This is a genomic window from Streptomyces sp. NPDC091279, from assembly GCF_044757465.1.
GTDB lineage: Bacteria > Actinomycetota > Actinomycetes > Streptomycetales > Streptomycetaceae > Streptomyces.
Map to the genome: position 1 here is coordinate 287,563 of NZ_JBIVVA010000009.1, position 18,993 is coordinate 306,555.

At 72.8% G+C, this 18,993-nt stretch carries 15 protein-coding genes and 1 tRNA gene; 10 read left to right on the forward strand and 6 right to left on the reverse strand.

Annotated features, from left to right (window positions below):
• Positions 1–15: 15 nt before the first annotated feature.
• Positions 16–1,071 (reverse strand): LLM class F420-dependent oxidoreductase, encoded by a 1,056-nt coding sequence (locus tag ACIQOU_RS23945; protein WP_401538840.1) that lies wholly within the window; start codon positions 1,069–1,071, stop codon positions 16–18.
• Positions 1,072–1,243: 172 nt separating this feature from the next.
• On the opposite strand from ACIQOU_RS23945, the gene ACIQOU_RS23950 reads away from it, so the two are divergent.
• Positions 1,244–2,230, forward strand: a complete 987-nt coding sequence (locus ACIQOU_RS23950; RefSeq protein WP_401538841.1) for an aldo/keto reductase — start codon at positions 1,244–1,246, stop codon at positions 2,228–2,230.
• Positions 2,227–4,617, forward strand: a complete 2,391-nt coding sequence (locus ACIQOU_RS23955; protein WP_401538842.1) for a helix-hairpin-helix domain-containing protein — start codon at positions 2,227–2,229, stop codon at positions 4,615–4,617. The genes ACIQOU_RS23950 and ACIQOU_RS23955 overlap by 4 nt, the downstream gene beginning before the upstream one ends.
• Before the next feature lie 131 nt (positions 4,618–4,748).
• On the opposite strand, the gene ACIQOU_RS23960 is transcribed toward ACIQOU_RS23955, so the two are convergent.
• Positions 4,749–5,444, reverse strand: coding sequence for a hypothetical protein (locus ACIQOU_RS23960; protein WP_401538843.1), 696 nt, complete (start codon positions 5,442–5,444; stop codon positions 4,749–4,751).
• Between the two features lie 47 nt (positions 5,445–5,491).
• Here ACIQOU_RS23960 and ACIQOU_RS23965 point away from each other — a divergent pair, with 47 nt between their 5' ends.
• Entirely contained in the window at positions 5,492–5,680 is a 189-nt protein-coding gene (locus ACIQOU_RS23965) for a DUF5703 family protein (RefSeq protein ID WP_005485166.1), read from the forward strand.
• A gap of 97 nt (positions 5,681–5,777) precedes the next feature.
• On the opposite strand, the gene ACIQOU_RS23970 is transcribed toward ACIQOU_RS23965, so the two are convergent.
• The 3 genes from ACIQOU_RS23970 to ACIQOU_RS23980 all read right to left on the reverse strand — a co-directional run bounded on the left by ACIQOU_RS23970 (position 5,778) and on the right by ACIQOU_RS23980 (position 8,778).
• A complete protein-coding gene (locus ACIQOU_RS23970; protein WP_401538844.1) occupies positions 5,778–6,920 on the reverse strand; it encodes a chaplin family protein in 1,143 nt (380 codons plus the stop codon).
• A gap of 141 nt (positions 6,921–7,061) precedes the next feature.
• A complete protein-coding gene (gene chpH, locus ACIQOU_RS23975) occupies positions 7,062–7,295 on the reverse strand; it encodes a chaplin ChpH (RefSeq protein ID WP_401538845.1) in 234 nt (77 codons plus the stop codon).
• A 157-nt stretch (positions 7,296–7,452) separates the two neighbouring features.
• Positions 7,453–8,778, reverse strand: a complete 1,326-nt coding sequence (locus ACIQOU_RS23980) for a M20/M25/M40 family metallo-hydrolase (RefSeq protein WP_401538846.1) — start codon at positions 8,776–8,778, stop codon at positions 7,453–7,455.
• A gap of 198 nt (positions 8,779–8,976) precedes the next feature.
• On the opposite strand from ACIQOU_RS23980, the gene ACIQOU_RS23985 reads away from it, so the two are divergent.
• The 4 genes from ACIQOU_RS23985 (at position 8,977) to ACIQOU_RS24000 (ending at position 15,296) form a co-directional block, all read left to right on the forward strand.
• Positions 8,977–9,064: transfer RNA gene (locus tag ACIQOU_RS23985), tRNA-Leu, on the forward strand.
• 482 nt (positions 9,065–9,546) lie between these two features.
• A complete protein-coding gene (locus tag ACIQOU_RS23990) occupies positions 9,547–13,401 on the forward strand; it encodes a Pls/PosA family non-ribosomal peptide synthetase (RefSeq protein WP_401538847.1) in 3,855 nt (1,284 codons plus the stop codon).
• Between the two features lie 95 nt (positions 13,402–13,496).
• Positions 13,497–14,831 (forward strand): M1 family metallopeptidase, encoded by a 1,335-nt coding sequence (locus tag ACIQOU_RS23995; RefSeq protein ID WP_401538848.1) that lies wholly within the window; start codon positions 13,497–13,499, stop codon positions 14,829–14,831.
• 63 nt (positions 14,832–14,894) lie between these two features.
• Positions 14,895–15,296: a YchJ family protein gene (locus ACIQOU_RS24000; RefSeq protein WP_401538849.1), complete on the forward strand. Its 402-nt coding sequence runs from the start codon at positions 14,895–14,897 to the stop codon at positions 15,294–15,296.
• Positions 15,297–15,379: 83 nt separating this feature from the next.
• Here ACIQOU_RS24000 and ACIQOU_RS24005 read toward each other — a convergent pair whose 3' ends face one another.
• Positions 15,380–16,081 (reverse strand): FadR/GntR family transcriptional regulator, encoded by a 702-nt coding sequence (locus ACIQOU_RS24005; protein WP_401538850.1) that lies wholly within the window; start codon positions 16,079–16,081, stop codon positions 15,380–15,382.
• 174 nt (positions 16,082–16,255) lie between these two features.
• On the opposite strand from ACIQOU_RS24005, the gene ACIQOU_RS24010 reads away from it, so the two are divergent.
• The 3 genes from ACIQOU_RS24010 to ACIQOU_RS24020 are packed head-to-tail and all read left to right on the forward strand — an operon-like array spanning position 16,256 to position 18,988.
• Positions 16,256–16,774, forward strand: coding sequence for a gluconokinase (locus tag ACIQOU_RS24010; RefSeq protein WP_401538851.1), 519 nt, complete (start codon positions 16,256–16,258; stop codon positions 16,772–16,774).
• Between the two features lie 30 nt (positions 16,775–16,804).
• Positions 16,805–18,202, forward strand: coding sequence for a GntP family permease (locus ACIQOU_RS24015; RefSeq protein WP_401538852.1), 1,398 nt, complete (start codon positions 16,805–16,807; stop codon positions 18,200–18,202).
• A 27-nt stretch (positions 18,203–18,229) separates the two neighbouring features.
• On the forward strand, positions 18,230–18,988 hold the full coding sequence (locus tag ACIQOU_RS24020; RefSeq protein ID WP_401538853.1) for a glucose 1-dehydrogenase: 759 nt from the start codon (positions 18,230–18,232) through the stop codon (positions 18,986–18,988).
• The last annotated feature ends 5 nt before the right edge of the window (positions 18,989–18,993 follow it).

Here is an 18,993-nt window from a genome sequence, read left to right on the forward strand (position 1 = left end):
CCCCCCGTCTCCGGGTCAGACCAGTCCGGCCAGTTCCAGGGCCTCGGTGCCGGCGCGGAGCGAGGCGATCCGCTCGTCGAGGGTGAAGCCGGCGGGCGAGAGGGTCAGGGTGGTGACCCCGGCGGCCGCGTACTCCTTCATCCGGTCCGCGATCCGCTCCACGGAGCCCAGCAGCGTCGTCCGGTCGATGAGGTCGTGCGGAACGGCGGCCGCGGCGCCCTTCTTGTCGCCCGCGAGGTAGGCGTCCTGGATCGCGTCGGCGGCCTGCTCGTAGCCCATGCGGCGGGCGAGCTGGTGGTAGAAGTTCTGCTTGCGGCTGCCCATGCCGCCGACGTACAGGGCGGTGTAGGGGCGGAAGGCGTCGGCGAGGGCCGGGACGTCGGCGTCCGCGCCGAGGGAGATCGGGAGCGTGGGGCACACGTCGAAGCCGTCGAGGGTCAGGCCCGCCTTCTCGCGGCCCGCGCGCAGGGGCCGGATCGCGGTCTCCTCCAGGTGTTCGGCGGAGGGGAAGATCAGCAGGGCGCCGTCGGCGATCTCGCCGGTCTGCTCCAGGTTCTTCGGGCCGATCGCCGCGATGTAGAGCGGGATGTGCTCGCGTTCGGGGTGCACGGTCAGCTTGAGGGGCTTGCCGGGGCCGCCGGGCAGCGGCAGCGTCCAGTGGGCACCGTCGTACGAGAGGCGTTCGCGGGTCATCGCCCGGCGGACGATCTCGACGTACTCACGCGTGCGGGCCAGCGGCTTGTCGAACTTGACGCCGTACCAGCCCTCGGAGACCTGGGGTCCCGAGACGCCGAGGCCGAGGCGGAAGCGGCCGCCGGAGAGGGAGTCGAGAGTCGCGGCGGTCATCGCGGTCATGGCCGGCTGCCGGGCCGGGATCTGGAAGATCGCCGAACCGACGTCGATGCGCTCGGTCTTGGCGGCGACCCAGGTGAGCACGGTCGCCGCGTCCGACCCATAGGCCTCGGCGGCCCAGCAGACGGCGTACCCGAGCCGGTCCGCCTCCTGGGCGACGGCGAGGTTGTCCGCGTCCATTCCGCCGCCCCAGTAGCCGAGGTTGATCCCGAGCTGCATCCCGATTCCCCTTACCGATCAGTAACGTCCCTGTGCCGCCGACCCTAGCGCGCGGGGGGCGTCCTGGGGCAGTGGCGTTGCGCACGGGCGGGCCCAACTGGGGGCCTGGCTGCGGGAACTGGTTATCCACAGGTGCCCACACCGCAGGTCATGGCCAGTAATGTCGCCGTTCATGGAGCAGAGGCATCTCGGCCGGACCGGCCTGCGCGTGTCCCGTATCGGACTCGGCACCCTCACCTGGGGCAGGGACACCGACGAGCATGACGCCGCGGACCTCTTGAAGACGTTCTGGGACGCGGGCGGCACCCTCGTCGACACGGCGGACGTGTACGGCGACGGGGAGGCCGAGTACCTCCTCGGGCGCCTCATGGAGGGGCTCGTGCCGCGCCGGGACCTGGTGATCTCGACCAAGGCGGGCGGGGTGCCCGACCCCGACCGGCGCTACGACGGCTCGCGCGGCCATCTGCTCTCCGCCCTGGACGCCTCCCTGGCCCGGCTCGGCACGGACTACGTCGACGTCTGGCATCTGCACGCCTTCGATCCGGACACCCCGCTGGAGGAGAGCCTGCACGCCCTCGACCTGGCGGTCTCCAGCGGCCGCGCCCGGTACGCGGGCGTCTCCAACTTCTGCGGCTGGCAGCTCGCCAAGGCGGGCACCTGGCAGCTCGCGATGCCCGGCATACGCACCCGCCTGGCCAGCACGCAGATGGAGTACTCGCTGCTGCAACGGGGCGTGGAGCGCGAGGTGTTGCCGGCCGCGCTGGATCTCGGCATCGGCCTGCTGCCGTCCTCGCCGCTGGGCCGCGGGGTCCTCACCGGCAAGTACCGGGGCGACGCGCTGCCGCCCGGTTCGCGCGGGGCGTCGGACCATCTGTCGCTCTTCGTCGAGCCCTACCTCGACGACACCGCGAGCCGGATCGTCGACGCCGTGCAGACCGCGGCGGACGGCCTCGCGGTGACGCCCCTCCAGGTCGCCCTGGCGTGGATTCGCGACCGTCCCGGCGTGGCCGCGCCCATCATCGGCGCGCGCAACGCGCAGCAGCTCACGGCCGCGTTGTCAGTGGAGGCGCTTAGTCTTCCTGACGAGATCTGCCGGGCGCTCGACGATGTGTCGGCACCGGTGCACCGCTATCCCGATCACGACTGGAGCACGCTGTGAGCACACAGCCCGAAACCCCCGCCCCCACGGAGGAACCGGCCCCGGTGACACCCACCCCCCGGACACCGGGCCCGGGGGCCGACGTCCGGGGGGACACGGGAGGCGCGGGGGGCGCGGGGGCAGAGGGTGCGGGCGCCGGGGGCGGTACGGAGGACGCCGGGGACTCGGCGGGGGAGCTGGCCGAGGACGGGAGCGGAGCCGGTTCGGACGCCGGCGGCGCCCCTGCGGGTGAGGGTGACGGCGAGGGCTCCGTGGGGGACCTGGCTGCGGGTGATGCGCCGGTGAACGGCGAGGGTGGTGTCCCGGCCGCCGGTGAGGGGGACGCGGCCGGCAAGGCTCAGCTCAGTGAGGCTGCGGCCGAGTTGGCTGCTCAGCGGGTGGAGCGGGAGCGGATCGCGCGGCGGAAGGCCGAGCGGGAGCAGGCGATCGAGGCCGGGACGAAGCTCAGCGGGAAGGCCGCCGACCTGCTCGCCGCCGTGCGGGCCGTGGAGAGCGGCCAGAAGCCCGCCGCGACCGTCTTCGCCGCCCCGGAACCCGCCCCGCGTCCGGCGGCCGCCGAGCCGGTCCGGGTGCCCCGGCCGACGCCTGCCGAGGCGCCCGCGCCCGGGGCCGTCGACTCGGTGCGCCGGGTGCTCGGCGAGGGCGGTGCGCCCGACACGCTCGCGCCGCAGGTCGCCGCCGCGCTCGGCGAGGACGCCGGGGAGCGGCTGCGGGCCGACCCCTGGCTGCTGCTGAGGGTGAGCGGCGTCCGGCCCGAGCAGGCCGACGGGTTCGCGCGGGCGCTGCTCGGCGCCGCGTGCGCGCCGGACGACGAACGTCGGGGCCGGGCCGTCACCGGGTGGCTGCTGGAGCAGGCCGCCGTGGCCGGGCACACGGTGCTGGAGATGCCGACGTTGCTCGCCGCGCTGGGCCGGCAGGGCGTGCCGGACCCCGAGGAGGCCGTGCAGAACGCCGTCGCGGAGGCCGAGGCGCTGGTCTTCGAGGACGCCCTCGACCCGACCGCACCACGGCCCGCGCCAGGCCAGGAGTCCACGAACGAGAACGACGACGGCGACAACGACGAGGGTGAGGGCGAGGGCGAGGGCGAGGAACGGCCGGTGCGGGTGCTGGTCGGTCTGGAGCGGTACGCGCTCGCGGAGGAGAGCCTCGCCGACGGGTTGGCCCGGCTGATCAACTCCGTGCCGAAGGGCGACGGTTCGGCCGACGCCTGGGAGCGTGCCGCCGACTCGGCCCGGGGCTCCGCCGCCGAACTGCTGCGTGCCGTGGGGACCGGCGCCCTGGTGCTGCACACGGGCGGCGAGGCGTCGCTGGTCGAACCGGCGACCCTGCTGCGCACGGCGACCGGCGCGGGCCTGCGCGCGTGGGCGGCCGCACACACCGACGCCGGCCGTGACCGCTTCGCCCGCCTCCTGGCCGACGACGCCGCCGCCTCCGTGGCCACCGTCGCCGGGCTCCTCACCGGCGCCGAGGGCCCGGGCCGGGATGCCGACGGGGCCTTCGCCCTGGACCTCCTCGTGGTGCTCGACGCGCCTCAACTGGACGTCGAGGGGGCCGCGTTGCTCGTGGAGTCGCTGCCGGACGGGGCACGCCTGGTGCTGGCCGGTGATCCCGGGGTGCTGTGGTCGGCGGGGCCGGGGCGGGTGTTCGCGGATCTGCTGGCGGCGCGGGTCTGCCCGCAGATCTCCTCCCGTGTGCCCGACCCCGGCCCGCTGGGCGAGCTGGTCTCCGGCATCGGCGTCGGCGAGCTGAACCAGGTCGAGGCCCCCGGCAAGGAGGTCGTGATCGTCCCGGTGCGGGACGCGGGCGAGGCCGTGCACCGCACCGTGCAGCTCGTCGCGGACTCGGTGCCCCGGGCGATCGGCGTGCCCACCGAGGAGACCCAGGTGATCACGCCGGGCCACGGTGGCGCGGCCGGCACCCGGGCCCTGAACGCCGCCCTCAAGGAACGTCTCAATCCCGGCCCCGGCCGGTTCGGCGGCTTCGACCCCGGCGACCGGGTCGCCCACTCCCCCGCGCCGGGGCGCACGGTCACCGGCACGGTGGTGAAGGCCGACGCCGAGGGGCTGCACCTGACGTGCGCGGGCGGCGCCGTCGTCGTCGCGAAGGAGCGGGTCGAGCGGGACGTGCGGCACGGGTGGGCGGTCACCGCGCACCAGGCGGCGGGGGCGCGCTGGCCGGCGGTGGTCGTGGTGCTGCCCGGTGACGCGGCGCAGGCTCTCAACCGCCCGTGGGTGTACACGGCGTTCGGCCGGGCGGAGCGGCATCTGTCCGTGGTGCACGGTGTGGAGCAGGCGCTCGCGCGGGCGGTCGGCGAGGTCCCGGCCAAGCCGCGCACCACCCGGCTCCCCGTCCTGCTGGCCCCGCAGGTCCCGGCCACGGTCGGCTGAGGCCGGGACCTCGACAGACCCGGGCAGCGGGAACGACGAGGACGGCGGCGGCGGTCGTGGAGGGCGGGTTCCCTCCGTGACCACCGCCGCCGTCTCCGTCGTTCCACGTCAGGTCGGTCGGTGCGACGGGACTACCGGTCGGCGTCCAGGGGTTCCAGGTCCTCGTCGGGGTCGAGGTCGGGGTCCAGGTCGTCGATGTCGTCGTCGCCGGTGTCCTCGTCGTCGAAGACCGCGCTCACGTCGAAGCGGCAGACCACGTCCTCGGAGTCGACCTGGTCGAACGGTGCCTCCAGCCACTCCCCCGGGTCGGCCGGTTCCTCGGCCGCCGTCACCCAGAGCGTGGAGTCGCCCTCCTCCAGGCCGAACTCCTTGTGCCGGGAGGCGATCTCGTCCGGTTCGAACTCGCCGAACAGGATGCCCAGCGCCCCGGGAACGGTGCCGGAGGCCGTCGGCGTCGGGTCCGCGCCGGCCTCGAAGTCCGCCGCCTCGATCCGCTGCGCCTGTGCCAGCAGCCGCTGGGGCTGCGCCACGGTGTAGTCGCGGCGGATCAGCACGCTGAGCGCGTTCGGTTCCTCGGGGCCCCCGTACGGCGGGAGGGTGTCCTCGGTGCCGGGGATCTCGAAGGGGGTGACCTCGTCATAGCGGTCGTAGAGCAGCTCGTCGTAGGTTTCGGCGGCGGCCGCCAGCTGGTTGAACGCCTCGTAGACGGCCGGGTCGTCCTCCCCCGACCGCCCCTCGACCGCGGCCAGGTGGCGGTCGAGAGCGGTCTTGACCGCCTCGGCGGCGGCGCGTACCTCGGCAGCGGTGGGCTGCTCAGCATCAGACATAGTGCAGACGCTATCCGTACCGGGCCCCAGCCCGCACAATAGATGCGATGCCGGAATACGAATTTGTCGACGTGTACGTGCCGCGCGGGGTCTCCCGCAAGGACGCCACACGTCTGCTGACGGACCATGCCGAGTACGGACACTGGGAGTTGGACCGACTGAGCCTGCTGCGCGACGGCAGCCGCAGGGTGCGGTTGCGGCGGCGGATCATCCGCCAGGTGCGAGCCACGTGGTGAGCTGCGGCGGCGGGGACGGACAACGGAAAGGTGTGTGGGCCCCGCGTCCACGGGGCCCACTGGGGTGCGGTTCCGGGCCGCCCCGGACCGCGTCGGGCTAGGCCGCCGCGCGCGCCTTGCGGTACAGGACAGCACCCGCGAGCAGCGCGCCGGCGCCGACCGGGAGGGCGAGGCCGAGCGGCAGTTCGCTGCCGGTGTGCGCGAGCTGCGCGCCGCCGCCCGTCACCCCGGACCCCGGCTGACTCACGTGCGAGGACGCGATGGGGGTCGTGGCCCGGTGGGTGGGCGGAGCGCTGGGGGTCGCCGGGGTGGTCGGCGTACCGGGGTGGGCCGGTGTACCGGGGGTGCTGGGGTGCCCCGGGTGCCCGGGGGTGTGGCCGCCGTGGCCCCCGTGACCGGGATGCCCCGGGTTGTGGCCGCCGTTACCCGGGTGGCCAGGGTTCCCCGGATGCCCAGGCTGACCGGGGTTCCCCGGGTGTCCAGGGTGGCCCGGCTCGCCAGGCTTGCCCGGGTGTCCAGGCTGACCGGGGTGGCCCGGCTCGCCAGGCTTGCCCGGGTGTCCAGGCTGACCGGGGTGGCCGGGGTTCCCCGGGTGTCCAGGCTGACCGGGGTGGCCCGGCTCGCCAGGCTTGCCCGGGTGTCCAGGCTGGCCGGGGTGACCGGGGTTCCCCGGGTGTCCTGGATGTCCAGGCTGGCCGGGGTGACCGGGGTTGCCCGGGTGGCCGGGGTTGCCCGGGGTTTCGCCGCCCGGAGGGGTGCCGTGGTGGCCGGTGCTCGTGCCGCCGCCGTTGGCGCAGTCGTTGCCCGTCACGGTGTTGCCGATGCCGATGACGCTCACGTTGTTGCCGCAGAGGTTCACCGGGACGTCCACCGGGACCTGCACGGTGTTGCCGGAGCCGACGCCGGGTGAGCCCTCGGAGTGACCGCCGGCGTGCGCGCCCCCGGCGCTGCCCTTCCCGCCGGAGCCGCCGTGTCCGGCGCCGCCCCCGGCGCCCTGGCTGACGTTGGCGCACCGGTTGCCGAACGCCGGGTTGAGGAGCCCGACGACGTCGACCGTGTTGCCGCAGACGTTCACCGGAACGTGCACCGGTGCCTGCACCGTGTTGCCCGACAGCACGCCGGGAGAGTGTGAACTCGCGCCGCTCGCCCCCGAGTCGGCGTGCGCGTACCCCCCGGCGGCGGCCACTGCACCGGTCGCAGCCGCCACAGTCATCAGGCCCTTGCGGGTGACCTGTCGCATTGCTGAAATCCCTGCCTTCGCCCTTGTCCAGAAATCAGAAAATCAGGTCCGGAATGTGGTCCGGAAAAACCGGTCGGCCCCGGAGCGCATGGCGCGCGCTCCGGGGCCGACCGGTATGGGACGACCCTCAGAGGGCCGATGTCACTTGTTGACGCAGGTGTTGCCGAAGGCGGGGTTCAGCAGCCCGATCACGGAGACCGTGTTGCCGCACAGGTTCACCGGGACGTGCACGGGAACCTGGATGACGTTGCCGGACACGACACCCGGGGAGTGCACAGCGGCACCCTGAGCACCGGAGTCGGCGACGGCCAGACCCGCACCCGCGAGAACCAGGCCACCGGTGGCAGCCGCAGCGGCGACGACCTTCTTGATCATTGTTCCTCCTAGTTGGCAAGACGACCCCAGGTAGCGGATCGCACCCTGCCGTAACGAGGAAGGAGTAATGGAGCTACGAGCTTATGGTCGGATTCACTCTTCTCAGTCGCTCCCGCACAGGCGGACGAATGATCTGGTTATCCGGCCCGGTGTGCGATCAGGACGCGTCCAGGAAACGGTCGAGCACCCGGACCCCGAACTTGAGTCCGTCCACCGGCACCCGCTCGTCGACGCCGTGGAACATCCCGGCGAAGTCCAGCTCGGGCGGGAGCTTGAGCGGCGCGAAGCCGAAGCCCCGGATGCCCAGGTCGTCGAAGGACTTGGCGTCCGTGCCGCCGGAGAGCATGTAGGGGATCGCCTTGGCGGCCGGGTCCTCGGCGAGCAGCGCGGACTGCATCGCGTCCACCAGCGCCCCGTCGAAGGTCGTCTCGACGGCCTTGTCGGCGTGCACGTCCTCGCGCTTGACCCGGGGGCCGAGGATGCGGTCGAGGTCGGTGAGGAACTCCTCCTCGAACCCGGGCAGGAACCGTCCGTCGATGTGCGCGGTGGCCTCGCCGGGGATGACGTTGACCTTGTAACCGGCGCCCAGCTGGGTGGGGTTGGCGGTGTTGCTGAGGGTGGCGCCGATGAGCTTGGCGATGCCGCCGAGCCGGGCCAGGGTGCCTTCCATGTCCTCGGGGTCCAGCTCGGTGCCGAGGGCGTCGCCGAGTTCGTCGAGGAAGGCGCGGGTGGTCTTGGTGACACGGACCGGGAACGTGTGGCGGCCGAGGCGGGCGACGGCCTCGGACAGCTCGGTGATGGCGTTGTCCCGGTGGATCATCGAGCCGTGCCCGGCGGTACCGGCCACGGTCAGCTTCATCCAGTGCATGCCCTTCTCGGCGGTCTGGATCAGATAGAGCCGCCGCTGCTCGTTCACCGTGAAGGAGAACCCGCCGACCTCGCTGATCGCCTCGGTGACGCCCTCGAAGAGCCCGGGGTGCTTGTCGACGAGGTGCCGGGCGCCGTAGGTGCCGCCGGCCTCCTCGTCGGCGAGGAAGGCGAGGACGATGTCGCGCGGGGGCTTGCGGCCGCTGCGCAGCCGGTCCCGGACGACCGCGAGGGTCATCGCGTCCATGTCCTTCATGTCGACCGCGCCGCGCCCCCACACGCACCCGTCGGCGACCTCGCCTGAGAACGGGTGGTGCGTCCAGTCGTCCGCGTTGGCCGGAACGACGTCGGTGTGGCCGTGGATGAGGAGGGCGGGCCGGGACGGGTCCGTGCCCTCGATGCGGGCCACGGTGGAGGCGCGGCCCGGGTGCGACTCGAAGATCTGCGGGTCGAGGCCCACCTCGGCGAGCTTCTCGGCGACGTACTCGGCCGCCTTGCGTTCGCCAGGACCCGAGTGGTCGCCGTAGTTGCTGGTGTCGATCTGGATCAGTTCGCGGCAGAGGTCGACGACCTCGTCCTCGCCCCTGACGGCCTGCGCCGTGTCCGTCTCGCTCACGCTGCTTCCTCCCGCTGTCACTGCTGGTGGTTGCCCTCATCCTCCCTCGCTCCGCACCCCGTCCCCAAGACCGGGCCCGGCCCGTCACACGCCGTTCACGCCGGGAGCGGGAGGTGACCAGGGGTGATCAGGAGCCCTCCGAAAGCCTGGTAGTGTTTTCTCTGTCGCCACGGGCAACGCCCGCGCGACAGACACCTGGTCCGGGTGGCGGAATGGCAGACGCGCTAGCTTGAGGTGCTAGTGCCCTTTAACGGGCGTGGGGGTTCAAGTCCCCCCTCGGACACCACAGATGGTTCAGAGAACTCCCAGTGCGGATTCGTCCGGCTGGGAGTTCTTCTGTGTGCCCCACCGGTTCTGGCCGGTCTCCCCCTCTGTCTGTTCTGTCTGTCTCCTCGCCTCTGTCTCCTCGGGCTCCCTGAGCTTCTTCCAGGCGTCTTCTGCTGTCTGTTCCGCTGGTTCCGGACGGTCTTGTGCGGGGGCTTGGCTGGTGGGGCTTCCGGGGTGAACGGCCGTGCTGAACCGTGGCTTTCCCGCCGCATCGGGGCGATGTGGGCCATCTCTCCCCCGGAGGAAGATCCACAGGTCACCGGGGTCGGGCGGGCAGCCCCGGGGGCCCGTTCGGTGGTGCCGGGTCGCCGAACCAGCAGGTGAGACATAGTGTCGTACTAAAATATCCGGCTTGTTACGGAGCTGGACCCGGACAACCCCAGGCAGACCTGCGGGCCCGCCAGCGCCCCGGAGGTTCCGGGAACGAGACGCGAGGACCCGATGGCAGCCACACACGAGAGCAGCGCTCTCGGCCTGCTCGACGAAGAGATTCGCGAGCGGCTCGGTGACACGGCACGTTTCTCCGGCGGCCCGGCCGCCTCCCCGCGCACCCTCGTCGACGTCTTCGACGCGGCCGTGCGCTCCTGCCCCGACGAACTGGCGCTCGACGACGGCACCGACCGGCTGACCTACCGGGCCCTGGCGGCCCGCGTGGAAGGGCTGCGGCAACGGCTCGACGCGGCCGGCGTCGGACGCGGCGACCGGGTCGGGGTGCGGGTGCCGTCCGGCACCAACGATCTGTACGTGGCGATCCTCGCCGTGCTCGCCGCCGGTGCCGCCTATGTGCCGGTGGACGCCGAGGACCCCGACGAGCGGGCCGAGCTGGTGTTCGGCGAGGCCGAGGTGCGGGGCGTGATCGGCGCCGGGCACGAACTGACCCTGCACGGGCGGTCCGAGGTGCCCGCAGCCCGCCCCGGCGTCGACGACGACGCGTGGATCATCTTCACCTCCGGCTCCACCGGCAAGCCCAAGGGCGTCGCCGTCAGCCACCGCAGCGCCGCCGCGTTCGTGGACGCGGAGGCCGCGCTGTTCCTCACCGACGACCCGGTCGGGCCCGGCGACCGGGTGATGGCGGGCCTCTCGGTGGCGTTCGACGCGTCCTGCGAGGAGATGTGGCTGGCCTGGCGGTACGGCGCCTGTCTGGTGCCGGTGCCCCGGGCGCGGGTCAGGAGCGGCGCCGACCTCGGGCCCTGGCTGGTCGAGCAGGAGATCACCGTCGTCTCCACGGTGCCGACGCTGGCCGCGCTGTGGGAGTCGGAGACCCTCAACGACGTTCGGCTGCTGATCTTCGGCGGTGAGGCGTGCCCGCCCGAGCTGGTGCAGCGGCTGGTGACGGAGGGGCGGGAGGTCTGGAACACGTACGGGCCCACCGAGGCGACCGTCGTGGCGTGTGCGTCGTTGATGAGCGGTGAGGAGCCGATCCGGATCGGGCTGCCGCTGGACGGCTGGGAGCTGGCCGTCGTCGACGAGGCCGGGGTGCCCGTCGCGATGGGCGCCAGCGGGCAGTTGGTGATCGGCGGGGTCGGGCTCGCGCGGTATCTCGATGCCGAGAAGGACGCGGAGAAGTACGCGCCGCTTCCGTCGCTCGGCTGGGAGCGGGCGTACCGCAGCGGTGACCTGGTGCGGGCCGAGCCCGAGGGGCTGGTGTTCCTGGGGCGGGCCGACGAGCAGATCAAGCTCGGCGGGCGGCGCATCGAACTCGGCGAGGTCGACACCGCGCTCCAGGCGCTGCCCGGCGTCGCGGGCGCGGCGGCCGCCGTACGGACCGCGCGGGGCGGCAATCAACTGCTGGTCGGCTATGTCGTCACGCAGGACGGCTGGGACCAGTCGACGGCGGTGGAGACGTTGCGGGCCGCGCTGCCCGCCGCGCTCGTGCCGCTGCTCGCGCCGGTCGACGAGCTGCCGACGCGGACCAGTGGCAAGGTCGACCGGGACGCGCTGCCCTGGCCGCTGAAGGACCTGGACACCGGCGGCCCGGTCGAGCGGCTCTACGGCACCGAGGCGTGGCTCGCCGAGCAGTGGACGGATGTCCTCGGGGTGCCGGTGTCGGGCGCGGACGACGACTTCTTCGCGATCGGCGGGAGCAGCCTGGGCGCGGCCCAGCTGACGACGTTGCTGCGGACCCGGTATCCGAACGCGGCCGTCCTCGACATCTATCAGCAGCCCGTGCTGCGCAAGCTGGCCCGGCATCTGGAGCGGTCGGCGCACGACGACAGCGCGGCGCGGGTGATCACGCCGGTGCCGGTGCGCGCGAAGGTGCTGCAACTGCTGCTTCTGGTGCCGTTGTTCACGCTGCTGGGGCTGCGCTGGACGGTGGCGCTGGCGACCCTCGGGAATCTGCTGCCGTCGTACACGTGGCTGCCGACCGCGTCGTGGTGGGTGGTCGGGGCGGGGGCGTTGCTGCTGTTCAGTCCGCCGGGGCGGCTGGCGATCGCGGCGGGCGGGGCGCGGCTGCTGCTGCGGGGCGTCGGGCCCGGCCGGTATCCGCGGGGCGGGAGTGTGCATCTGCGGCTGTGGACGGCGGAGCGGCTGGCCGAGTTCAGCGGGGCGACCTCGCTGACCGGGTCGTGGCTTGAGCGGTACGCGCGGGCGCTGGGCGCCAAGGTCGGTCCGGAGGTGGACCTGCACTCGTTGCCGCCGGTGACCGGGCTGCTGAAGCTGGGCCGGGGCGCCGCCGTGGAGTCCGAGGTGGATCTGTCGGGCACCTGGCTGGACGGTGACCGGCTGGAGATCGGGCAGGTCAAGGTGGGTGCGCATGCCGTGGTCGGTACGCGCAGCATCCTGTTCCCCGGGGCCCGGGTGGGCAAGCGGGCCGAGGTGGCGCCGGGTTCGGCGGTGGCCGGGCAGATCACCACCGGGCAGCGCTGGGCCGGGGCGCCCGCGGTGAAGCTCGGCAAGGCGAAGCGGAACTGGCCGGCCGAGCGGCCGCAGCGCGGCACGTACTGGCGGGTCATGTACGGGTTGACGGGGCTGGCGCTGACCCTGCTGCCGTTGGTGGCGGCCGGGGTCGCGTTCCTGGTCGTGGACGCGCTGATCGACCCGGCGGCGCCGTTGCGCGGGGTGGCGCTGGCGCTGGTGCCGGCGACGCTGGCGTTCGGGCTGGCGTACGCGCTGCTGATCCTGGTCGGGGTGCGGCTGCTGAGCGTGGGGCTGCGGGAGGGCACGCATCCGACGCACAGCCGGATCGGCTGGCAGGCGTGGACGGTCACGCAGTTGATGGACCGCTCCCGGGAGACGCTGTTCCCGCTGTACGCGGGGCTGGTGACGCCGGTGTGGCTGCGGCTGCTCGGCATGCGGATCGGGGCGGGCGCCGAGGTGTCGACGGTGCTGGCGCTGCCGTCGCTGACGACGGTCGGTGAGGGCGCGTTCCTGGCCGACGACACCCTGACCGCGCCCTATGAGCTGGGCGGCGGCTGGATGCGGATCGGGCGCGCTGAGATCGGGCGGCGGGCGTTCCTCGGGAACTCCGGGATGACCGCGCCGGGCCGCAGCGTGCCGGACGGCGGTCTGGTGGGGGTGCTGTCGGCGACGCCGAAGAAGGCGAAGAAGGGCAGCTCCTACCTGGGCCTGCCGCCGGTGAAGCTGCCGCGCCGGGCCTCCGACGGCGACCAGAGCCGTACCTATGAGCCGCCGGCCCGGCTGCTGTGGGCGCGGGCGCTGGTGGAGCTGTGCCGGATCGTGCCGGTGTTCTGCTCGGCCGCCCTCGCGGTCGGGACGGTGGCCGCGCTGTGCGTGCTGGGGGTGTGGGCGCCGTTGCTGTCGGGGCTTGTGCTGCTGGCGGCGGGGGTGCTGGCCGGGCTGCTGTCGATCGGCGCGAAGTGGCTGCTTGTCGGGCGGCACCGGGCCGGTGAGCATCCGCTGTGGTCGTCGTTCGTGTGGCGCAACGAGCTGGCGGACACGTTCGTCGAGGTGGTGGCCGTGCCGTGGCTGGCGGGTTCGGTGCCCGGGACGCCGGTGCTGACGGCCTGGCTGCGCGGGCTCGGCGCCCGGGTCGGCCGGGGCACCTGGGTGGAGAGCTACTGGCTGCCGGAGACGGACCTGGTCACGCTGGGGGACGGGGTGACGGTCAACCGGGGCTGCGTCCTCCAGACCCACCTCTTCCACGACCGGATCTTGCGGACGGATACTGTGGTCCTCCGAGAGGGCGCCACACTGGGCCCTGGCGGGATCGTGCTGCCCGGCAGCACGATCGGGGCCCGCACCACGCTGGGCCCCGCGTCGCTCGTCATGGCCGGGGAATCCGTCCCGGACGACACCCGTTGGCTCGGGAACCCGATCGAGGCATGGCGTCCGTGAGCGCGGGTGGCTTCCCGCCACCCGCCGGCGGTCACGGGGTTCCGGGCGGCGCACCGGTGGGCGGCGGCCAGACGGCGCAGGGAGCGGATACGGCAGTGGCAGTGCAGCAACCAGCGGGTGCGGACCCCTACTTCCCGGCCAACGGCGATGCCCGTTACCGGGTGCACCGGTATGAACTCTCGCTGGACTACCGGCCGGGGCCCAACCGGCTGGGCGGCGCGGCCCGCATCAACGCCATAGCGGGGCGCGCGCCGCTGGCCGAACTCCAGCTGAATCTGGCGGACTTCAGGATCGGCCGGGTCCGGGTGGACGGCCGGCCCGCGCACTACACGCACCGGGGCGGCAAGCTGCGGGTGCGTCCGGCGAAGCCGTTGCGGGCCGGGACCGCGTTCACGGTGGAGGTGCAGTGGTCGGGCAATCCGAAGCCGGTCGCGAGCCCCTGGGGCGGTCTTGGCTGGGAGGAGCTGGAGGACGGGGCGCTGGTGGCGAGCCAGCCGGTGGGGGCGCCGTCCTGGTACCCGTGCAACGACCGGCCCGCCGACAAGGCGTCCTACCAGATCTCGATCACGACGCCGTCGGCGTACTCGGTGGTGGCGGGCGGGCGGCTGCTCACCCGGACCACCAAGGCGTCGACGACGACCTGGGTGTACGAGCAGGCGGCGCCGACGTCGAGCTATCTGGTGGGTCTGGCGATCGGCAAGTACCAGACGCTGCTGCTCGGTGATCCGGGCCCGGGCGGGGTGCCGCAGCACGGGCATCTCCCGGCGCATCTGCTCCCCCAGTTCTCCCGGGACTTCGCGCGGCAGCCCGCGATGATGGACCTGTTCCAGGAGCTGTTCGGCCCGTATCCGTTCGACGAGTACGCGGTCGTCGTGACCGACGAGGAACTCGATGTGCCGGTCGAGGCACAGGGGTTGTCGCTGTTCGGCGCCAACCACGTGGACGGGGCCCGGGGTTCGGAGCGGCTGGTGGCGCACGAGCTGGCCCACCAGTGGTTCGGCAACAGTGTGTCGATCGCCGACTGGCGGCACATCTGGCTGAACGAGGGGTTCGCGAAGTACGCCGAGTGGCTCTGGTCGGAGCGTTCGGGCGGCCGCAGCGCGCAGCAACTGGCCGCCGTGGCGCACCGGTTGCTGTCGACGCTGCCGCAGGACCTGCGGCTGTCCGACCCGGGCCGCAAGTGGATGTTCGACGACCGGCTCTACGAGCGGGGCGGTCTGACCCTGCACGCGCTGCGGTGTGCGCTGGGCGACGACGCGTTCTTCGGGATGCTGCGCGGCTGGGCGGCCTCGCACCGGGGCGGCGCGGTGACCACGCAGGCTTTGCAGGCGCACGCGGCCCGCTACACGGACGAGCCGCTGGACGACCTGTTCGACGCGTGGGTCCACGGCACCCGCCTGCCCCCGCTCCCCCGGCCGGGGCTCGGATAGCGGGGAGCGGGCACCACCGGGGGCGGCGCCGCAACGGCGGTGCGGTGCGGGAGAATGGCGTTCATGTCCCCACGCGCCTCCCGTCCCGCTCCGGCCCGTCCCGCCAGCTGTCCGTGCGGGCGGGGTGAGCCGTACGACGCCTGCTGCGGCCGTTTCCATCGCGGGGAGGTCGCGCCGACGCCGGAGGCGTTGATGCGGTCGCGGTACACGGCGTTCGTCCGGCTCGACGAGCCGTATCTGCTGCGCACCTGGCATCCGGCGACCCGTCCGGCCCGCCTCGATCTGGACCCCGGCACCCGCTGGACGGGCCTGGAGATCCTGGACGCCACCGACGGCACCGCCTTCCACACCACCGGCACGGTGACGTTCCGGGCCTCCTTCACGGGCGGCAGCCTGCACGAGCGCAGCCGCTTCGAGCGGGTCGGCGGGGCCTGGCTGTACGTGGACGGGGACATCCTGGAGTGAGGGGCGGGGCCGAACTGGCGGGCAGGGCAGCGGCGTTGGGCGCTCGGTAGGGTACCGGCGCGGCCAAGAGGAAGGTCGGCAGGTCAGGGGGCGAGGATGTCCAGTTCCTGGAGGGCGCCCATGGTGATCTCGCGGGTCAGTTCCTCGGCGCGGACCGCGTCGCCCGCGCGGACCGCCTCCGCGACCTGGACGTGCAGGGTGACGGCGGCCGGGTCGGGGTCCTCGAACATGACCTCGTGCTGAGTGCGGCCGGTCAGCACCTCGGCCACCACATCGCCGAGGCGGGCGAACATCTCGTTGCCGGACGCGGCCAGGATCACCCGATGGAAGGCCACGTCGTGGACGAGGTACTTCTCCAGCTGGTGGCCGCGCGAGGTGGCGACCATGCCGAGGGTGCACTCGGTGAGTTCGGCGCACTGGGCGGCGCTCGCGTGGCGGGCGGCGAGTCCGGCGGCGACCGGTTCGACCGCGGAGCGCAGCACGGTGAGGGAACGGAGCTGGTGCGGGCGGTCGGAGCCGGCCAGCCGCCAGCGGATGACCTGGGGGTCGTAGACGTTCCACTCGGCCTTGGGGCGCACCGTCACGCCCACCCGGCGGCGGGACTCGACGAGGTGCATGGACTCCAGGACCCGCACCGCCTCCCGCATCACCGACCGTGAGACGTCGAAGCGCTGGGCGAGGGCGTCCGTGCGCAGCACGCTGCCCGGCGGATAGCCGCCCCCGGTGATCTCAGGCCCGAGGGTGTCCAGTACTCGGCCGTGCAGCCCCCGGCCCGGTGTGCTCATGCACTCAGCGTACGGGGCGCGTCACACCAGCAAAAGGTCAGACTTATATGTCGCACCCTCTTGAATTTGTCGTACCTAATCGGTTTCAGTTACGTCGACACCTTGTGTCGCCGTGGCCACCGGGTCCGGCGTCCGGGTGGCGCAGCAGACGTCGAAGAAGACAGCGAGGCAGCGATGAGCACCCCCCACGTCGTCGTGGTCATGGGAGTCGCCGGCACCGGCAAGACCACCATCGGTCCCCTGCTGGCGACGCGGCTCGGCGTTCCCTACGCCGAGGGCGACGACTTCCACCCGCCGGCCAACATCGCCAAGATGTCGGCCGGTACCCCGCTCGACGACGGTGACCGCTGGCCGTGGCTGGACGCCATCGGCGGCTGGGCGCACGGCCGGGCCGGGCTCGGCGGGGTGGTCAGCAGCTCGGCGCTGAAGCGGTCCTACCGCGACCGGCTGCGCGCCGCCGCCCCCGGCGTCGTCTTCGTGCACCTCACCGGCGACCGCGCCCTGATCGAGGACCGGATGTCGCACCGCCAGGGCCACTTCATGCCCACGGCGCTCATCGACTCGCAGTTCGCCACGCTCCAGCCGCTGGAGGCGGACGAGGCCGGCGTGGCCGTGGACGTCGCCGGGTCCCCCGACGAGATCACCGAGCGGGCCGTCAAGGCGCTGGACGCCCTTCCCGACTCTGCCCTGTAGCTTTCCGCACCTCCCCGCAAGGAACCCACCGTGACCAGACTCAGCGTCGAGATGCTGGCAGCGGACACCGTCGAGCCGATCACCTCGGCCGGCCATGCCCACCTGGGCATCGCCGTGCTGGCCGGGATCGCCGTCATCGTCCTGCTCATCACCCAGTTCAAGGTGCACGCCTTCCTGGCGCTCACCATCGGCTCGCTCGCCCTGGGCGCGTTCGCCGGGGCCCCGCTCGACAAGGCCATCGCCAGCTTCACCACCGGACTCGGCTCCACGGTCGCCGGGGTCGGGGTGCTGATCGCGCTCGGCGCGATCCTCGGCAAGCTGCTCGCCGACTCGGGCGGCGCCGACCAGATCGTCGACACCATCCTCGCCAAGGCGGGCGGGCGTTCGATGCCGTGGGCGATGGTGCTGATCGCCTCGGTGATCGGGCTGCCGCTCTTCTTCGAGGTCGGCATCGTGCTGCTGATCCCGGTCGTGCTGATGGTCGCCAAGCGCGGCAACTACTCCCTGATGCGCATCGGCATCCCGGCGCTGGCCGGCCTGTCCGTGATGCACGCCCTGATCCCGCCGCACCCCGGGCCGCTGGCCGCTATCGACACGGTCAAGGCCAACCTGGGGCTCACGCTGGCCCTCGGCATCGTCGTCGCCATCCCGACGGTGATCATCGCCGGGCCGCTGTTCTCGCGGGTCGCGGCCCGCTGGGTGGACGCCCCGGCGCCGGACCGGATGATCCCGCAGCGCCCCTCGGAGGACCTGGACAAACGCCCCGGCTTCGGTGTCACGGTCGCCACGATCATGCTGCCGGTCGTGCTGATGCTCTCCAAGGCGCTGGTCGACATCGTCGTGGACGACCCGGCCCACCTGGTGCAGCGCGTGTTCGACGTGGTCGGCTCGCCGCTGATCGCGCTGCTCGCGGCCGTCCTCGTCGGCATGTTCACGCTGGGCAGGCCCGCCGGGTTCTCCAGGGAACGGCTGTCCGAGGCCGTCGAGAAGGGGCTGATGCCGATCGCGGGCATCCTCCTGATCGTCGGCGCGGGCGGCGGCTTCAAGCAGACGCTGATCGACTCCGGGGTCGGCCAGATGATCCTGGAGATATCGAAGGACTGGTCGATACCGGCGCTGCTGCTCGCCTGGCTGATCGCGGTGGCGATCCGGCTCGCGACGGGCTCGGCGACGGTGGCGACCATCTCGGCGGCCGGCCTCGCGGCCCCGCTCACGGCCGACATGTCGAGCACCCACACGGCGCTGCTCGTCCTCGCCATCGGGGCCGGTTCGGTCTTCTTCAGCCATGTCAACGACGCCGGGTTCTGGCTGGTCAAGGAGTACTTCGGCCTCGACGTCGGCCAGACCGTCAAGACCTGGTCGGTCATGGAGGTGATCATCTCGGTGGTCGCCGGCGGTACGGTCCTGCTCCTCTCGCTGGTCATCTAGCGGCACGGAAACCAGAGGTTCGGAAAAATGAGTCACCCCCTGTTCGACATCAGCGGCCGGACGGCCCTGGTCACCGGGTCCAGCCGGGGCATCGGCCTCGCCCTCGCCCAAGGCCTGCTGGAGGCCGGCTGCACGGTGGTCCTCAACGGCCGTGACCGCGACCGTCTCGCCGAGGCCGCCGCGAAGCTCCCCGGCGACGTGCACACCGCCGACTTCGACGTCACCGACAGCGCCTCCGTCGAGGCCGGGATCGCCGACGTCGAGGAACGGGTCGGCCCGCTCGACATCCTCGTCAACAACGCGGGCATGCAACTGCGCGCCCCGCTCCTGGAGTTCACCGACGCGGACTGGCACCGCATCCTGGACACCAACCTCACCAGCGCGTTCCTGGTCGGGCGTGCGGCGGCCCGGCGGATGACCGAGCGCGGCCACGGCAAGATCATCAACATCTGTTCGTTGCAGAGCGAGGTGGTCCGCCCCGGCATCGCGCCCTACTCGGCCACCAAGGGCGCCCTGAAGATGCTCACCAAGGGCATGTGCGCCGACTGGGGGCCGCAGGGCGTCCAGGTCAACGGCCTGGGCCCCGGCTACATCGAGACCGAACTCACCCAACCCCTCGTCGCCGACGAGGAGTTCAGCGCCTGGGTGCGCAAGCGCACGCCCGCCGGGCGCTGGGGCCGCACCGAGGACCTGGTGGGCGGCGTGCTCTTCCTCGCCTCCCCCGCCGCCGACTTCATCGGCGGCCAGATCCTGTACGTCGACGGCGGCATGACGAGCGTCCTGTGAAGGAG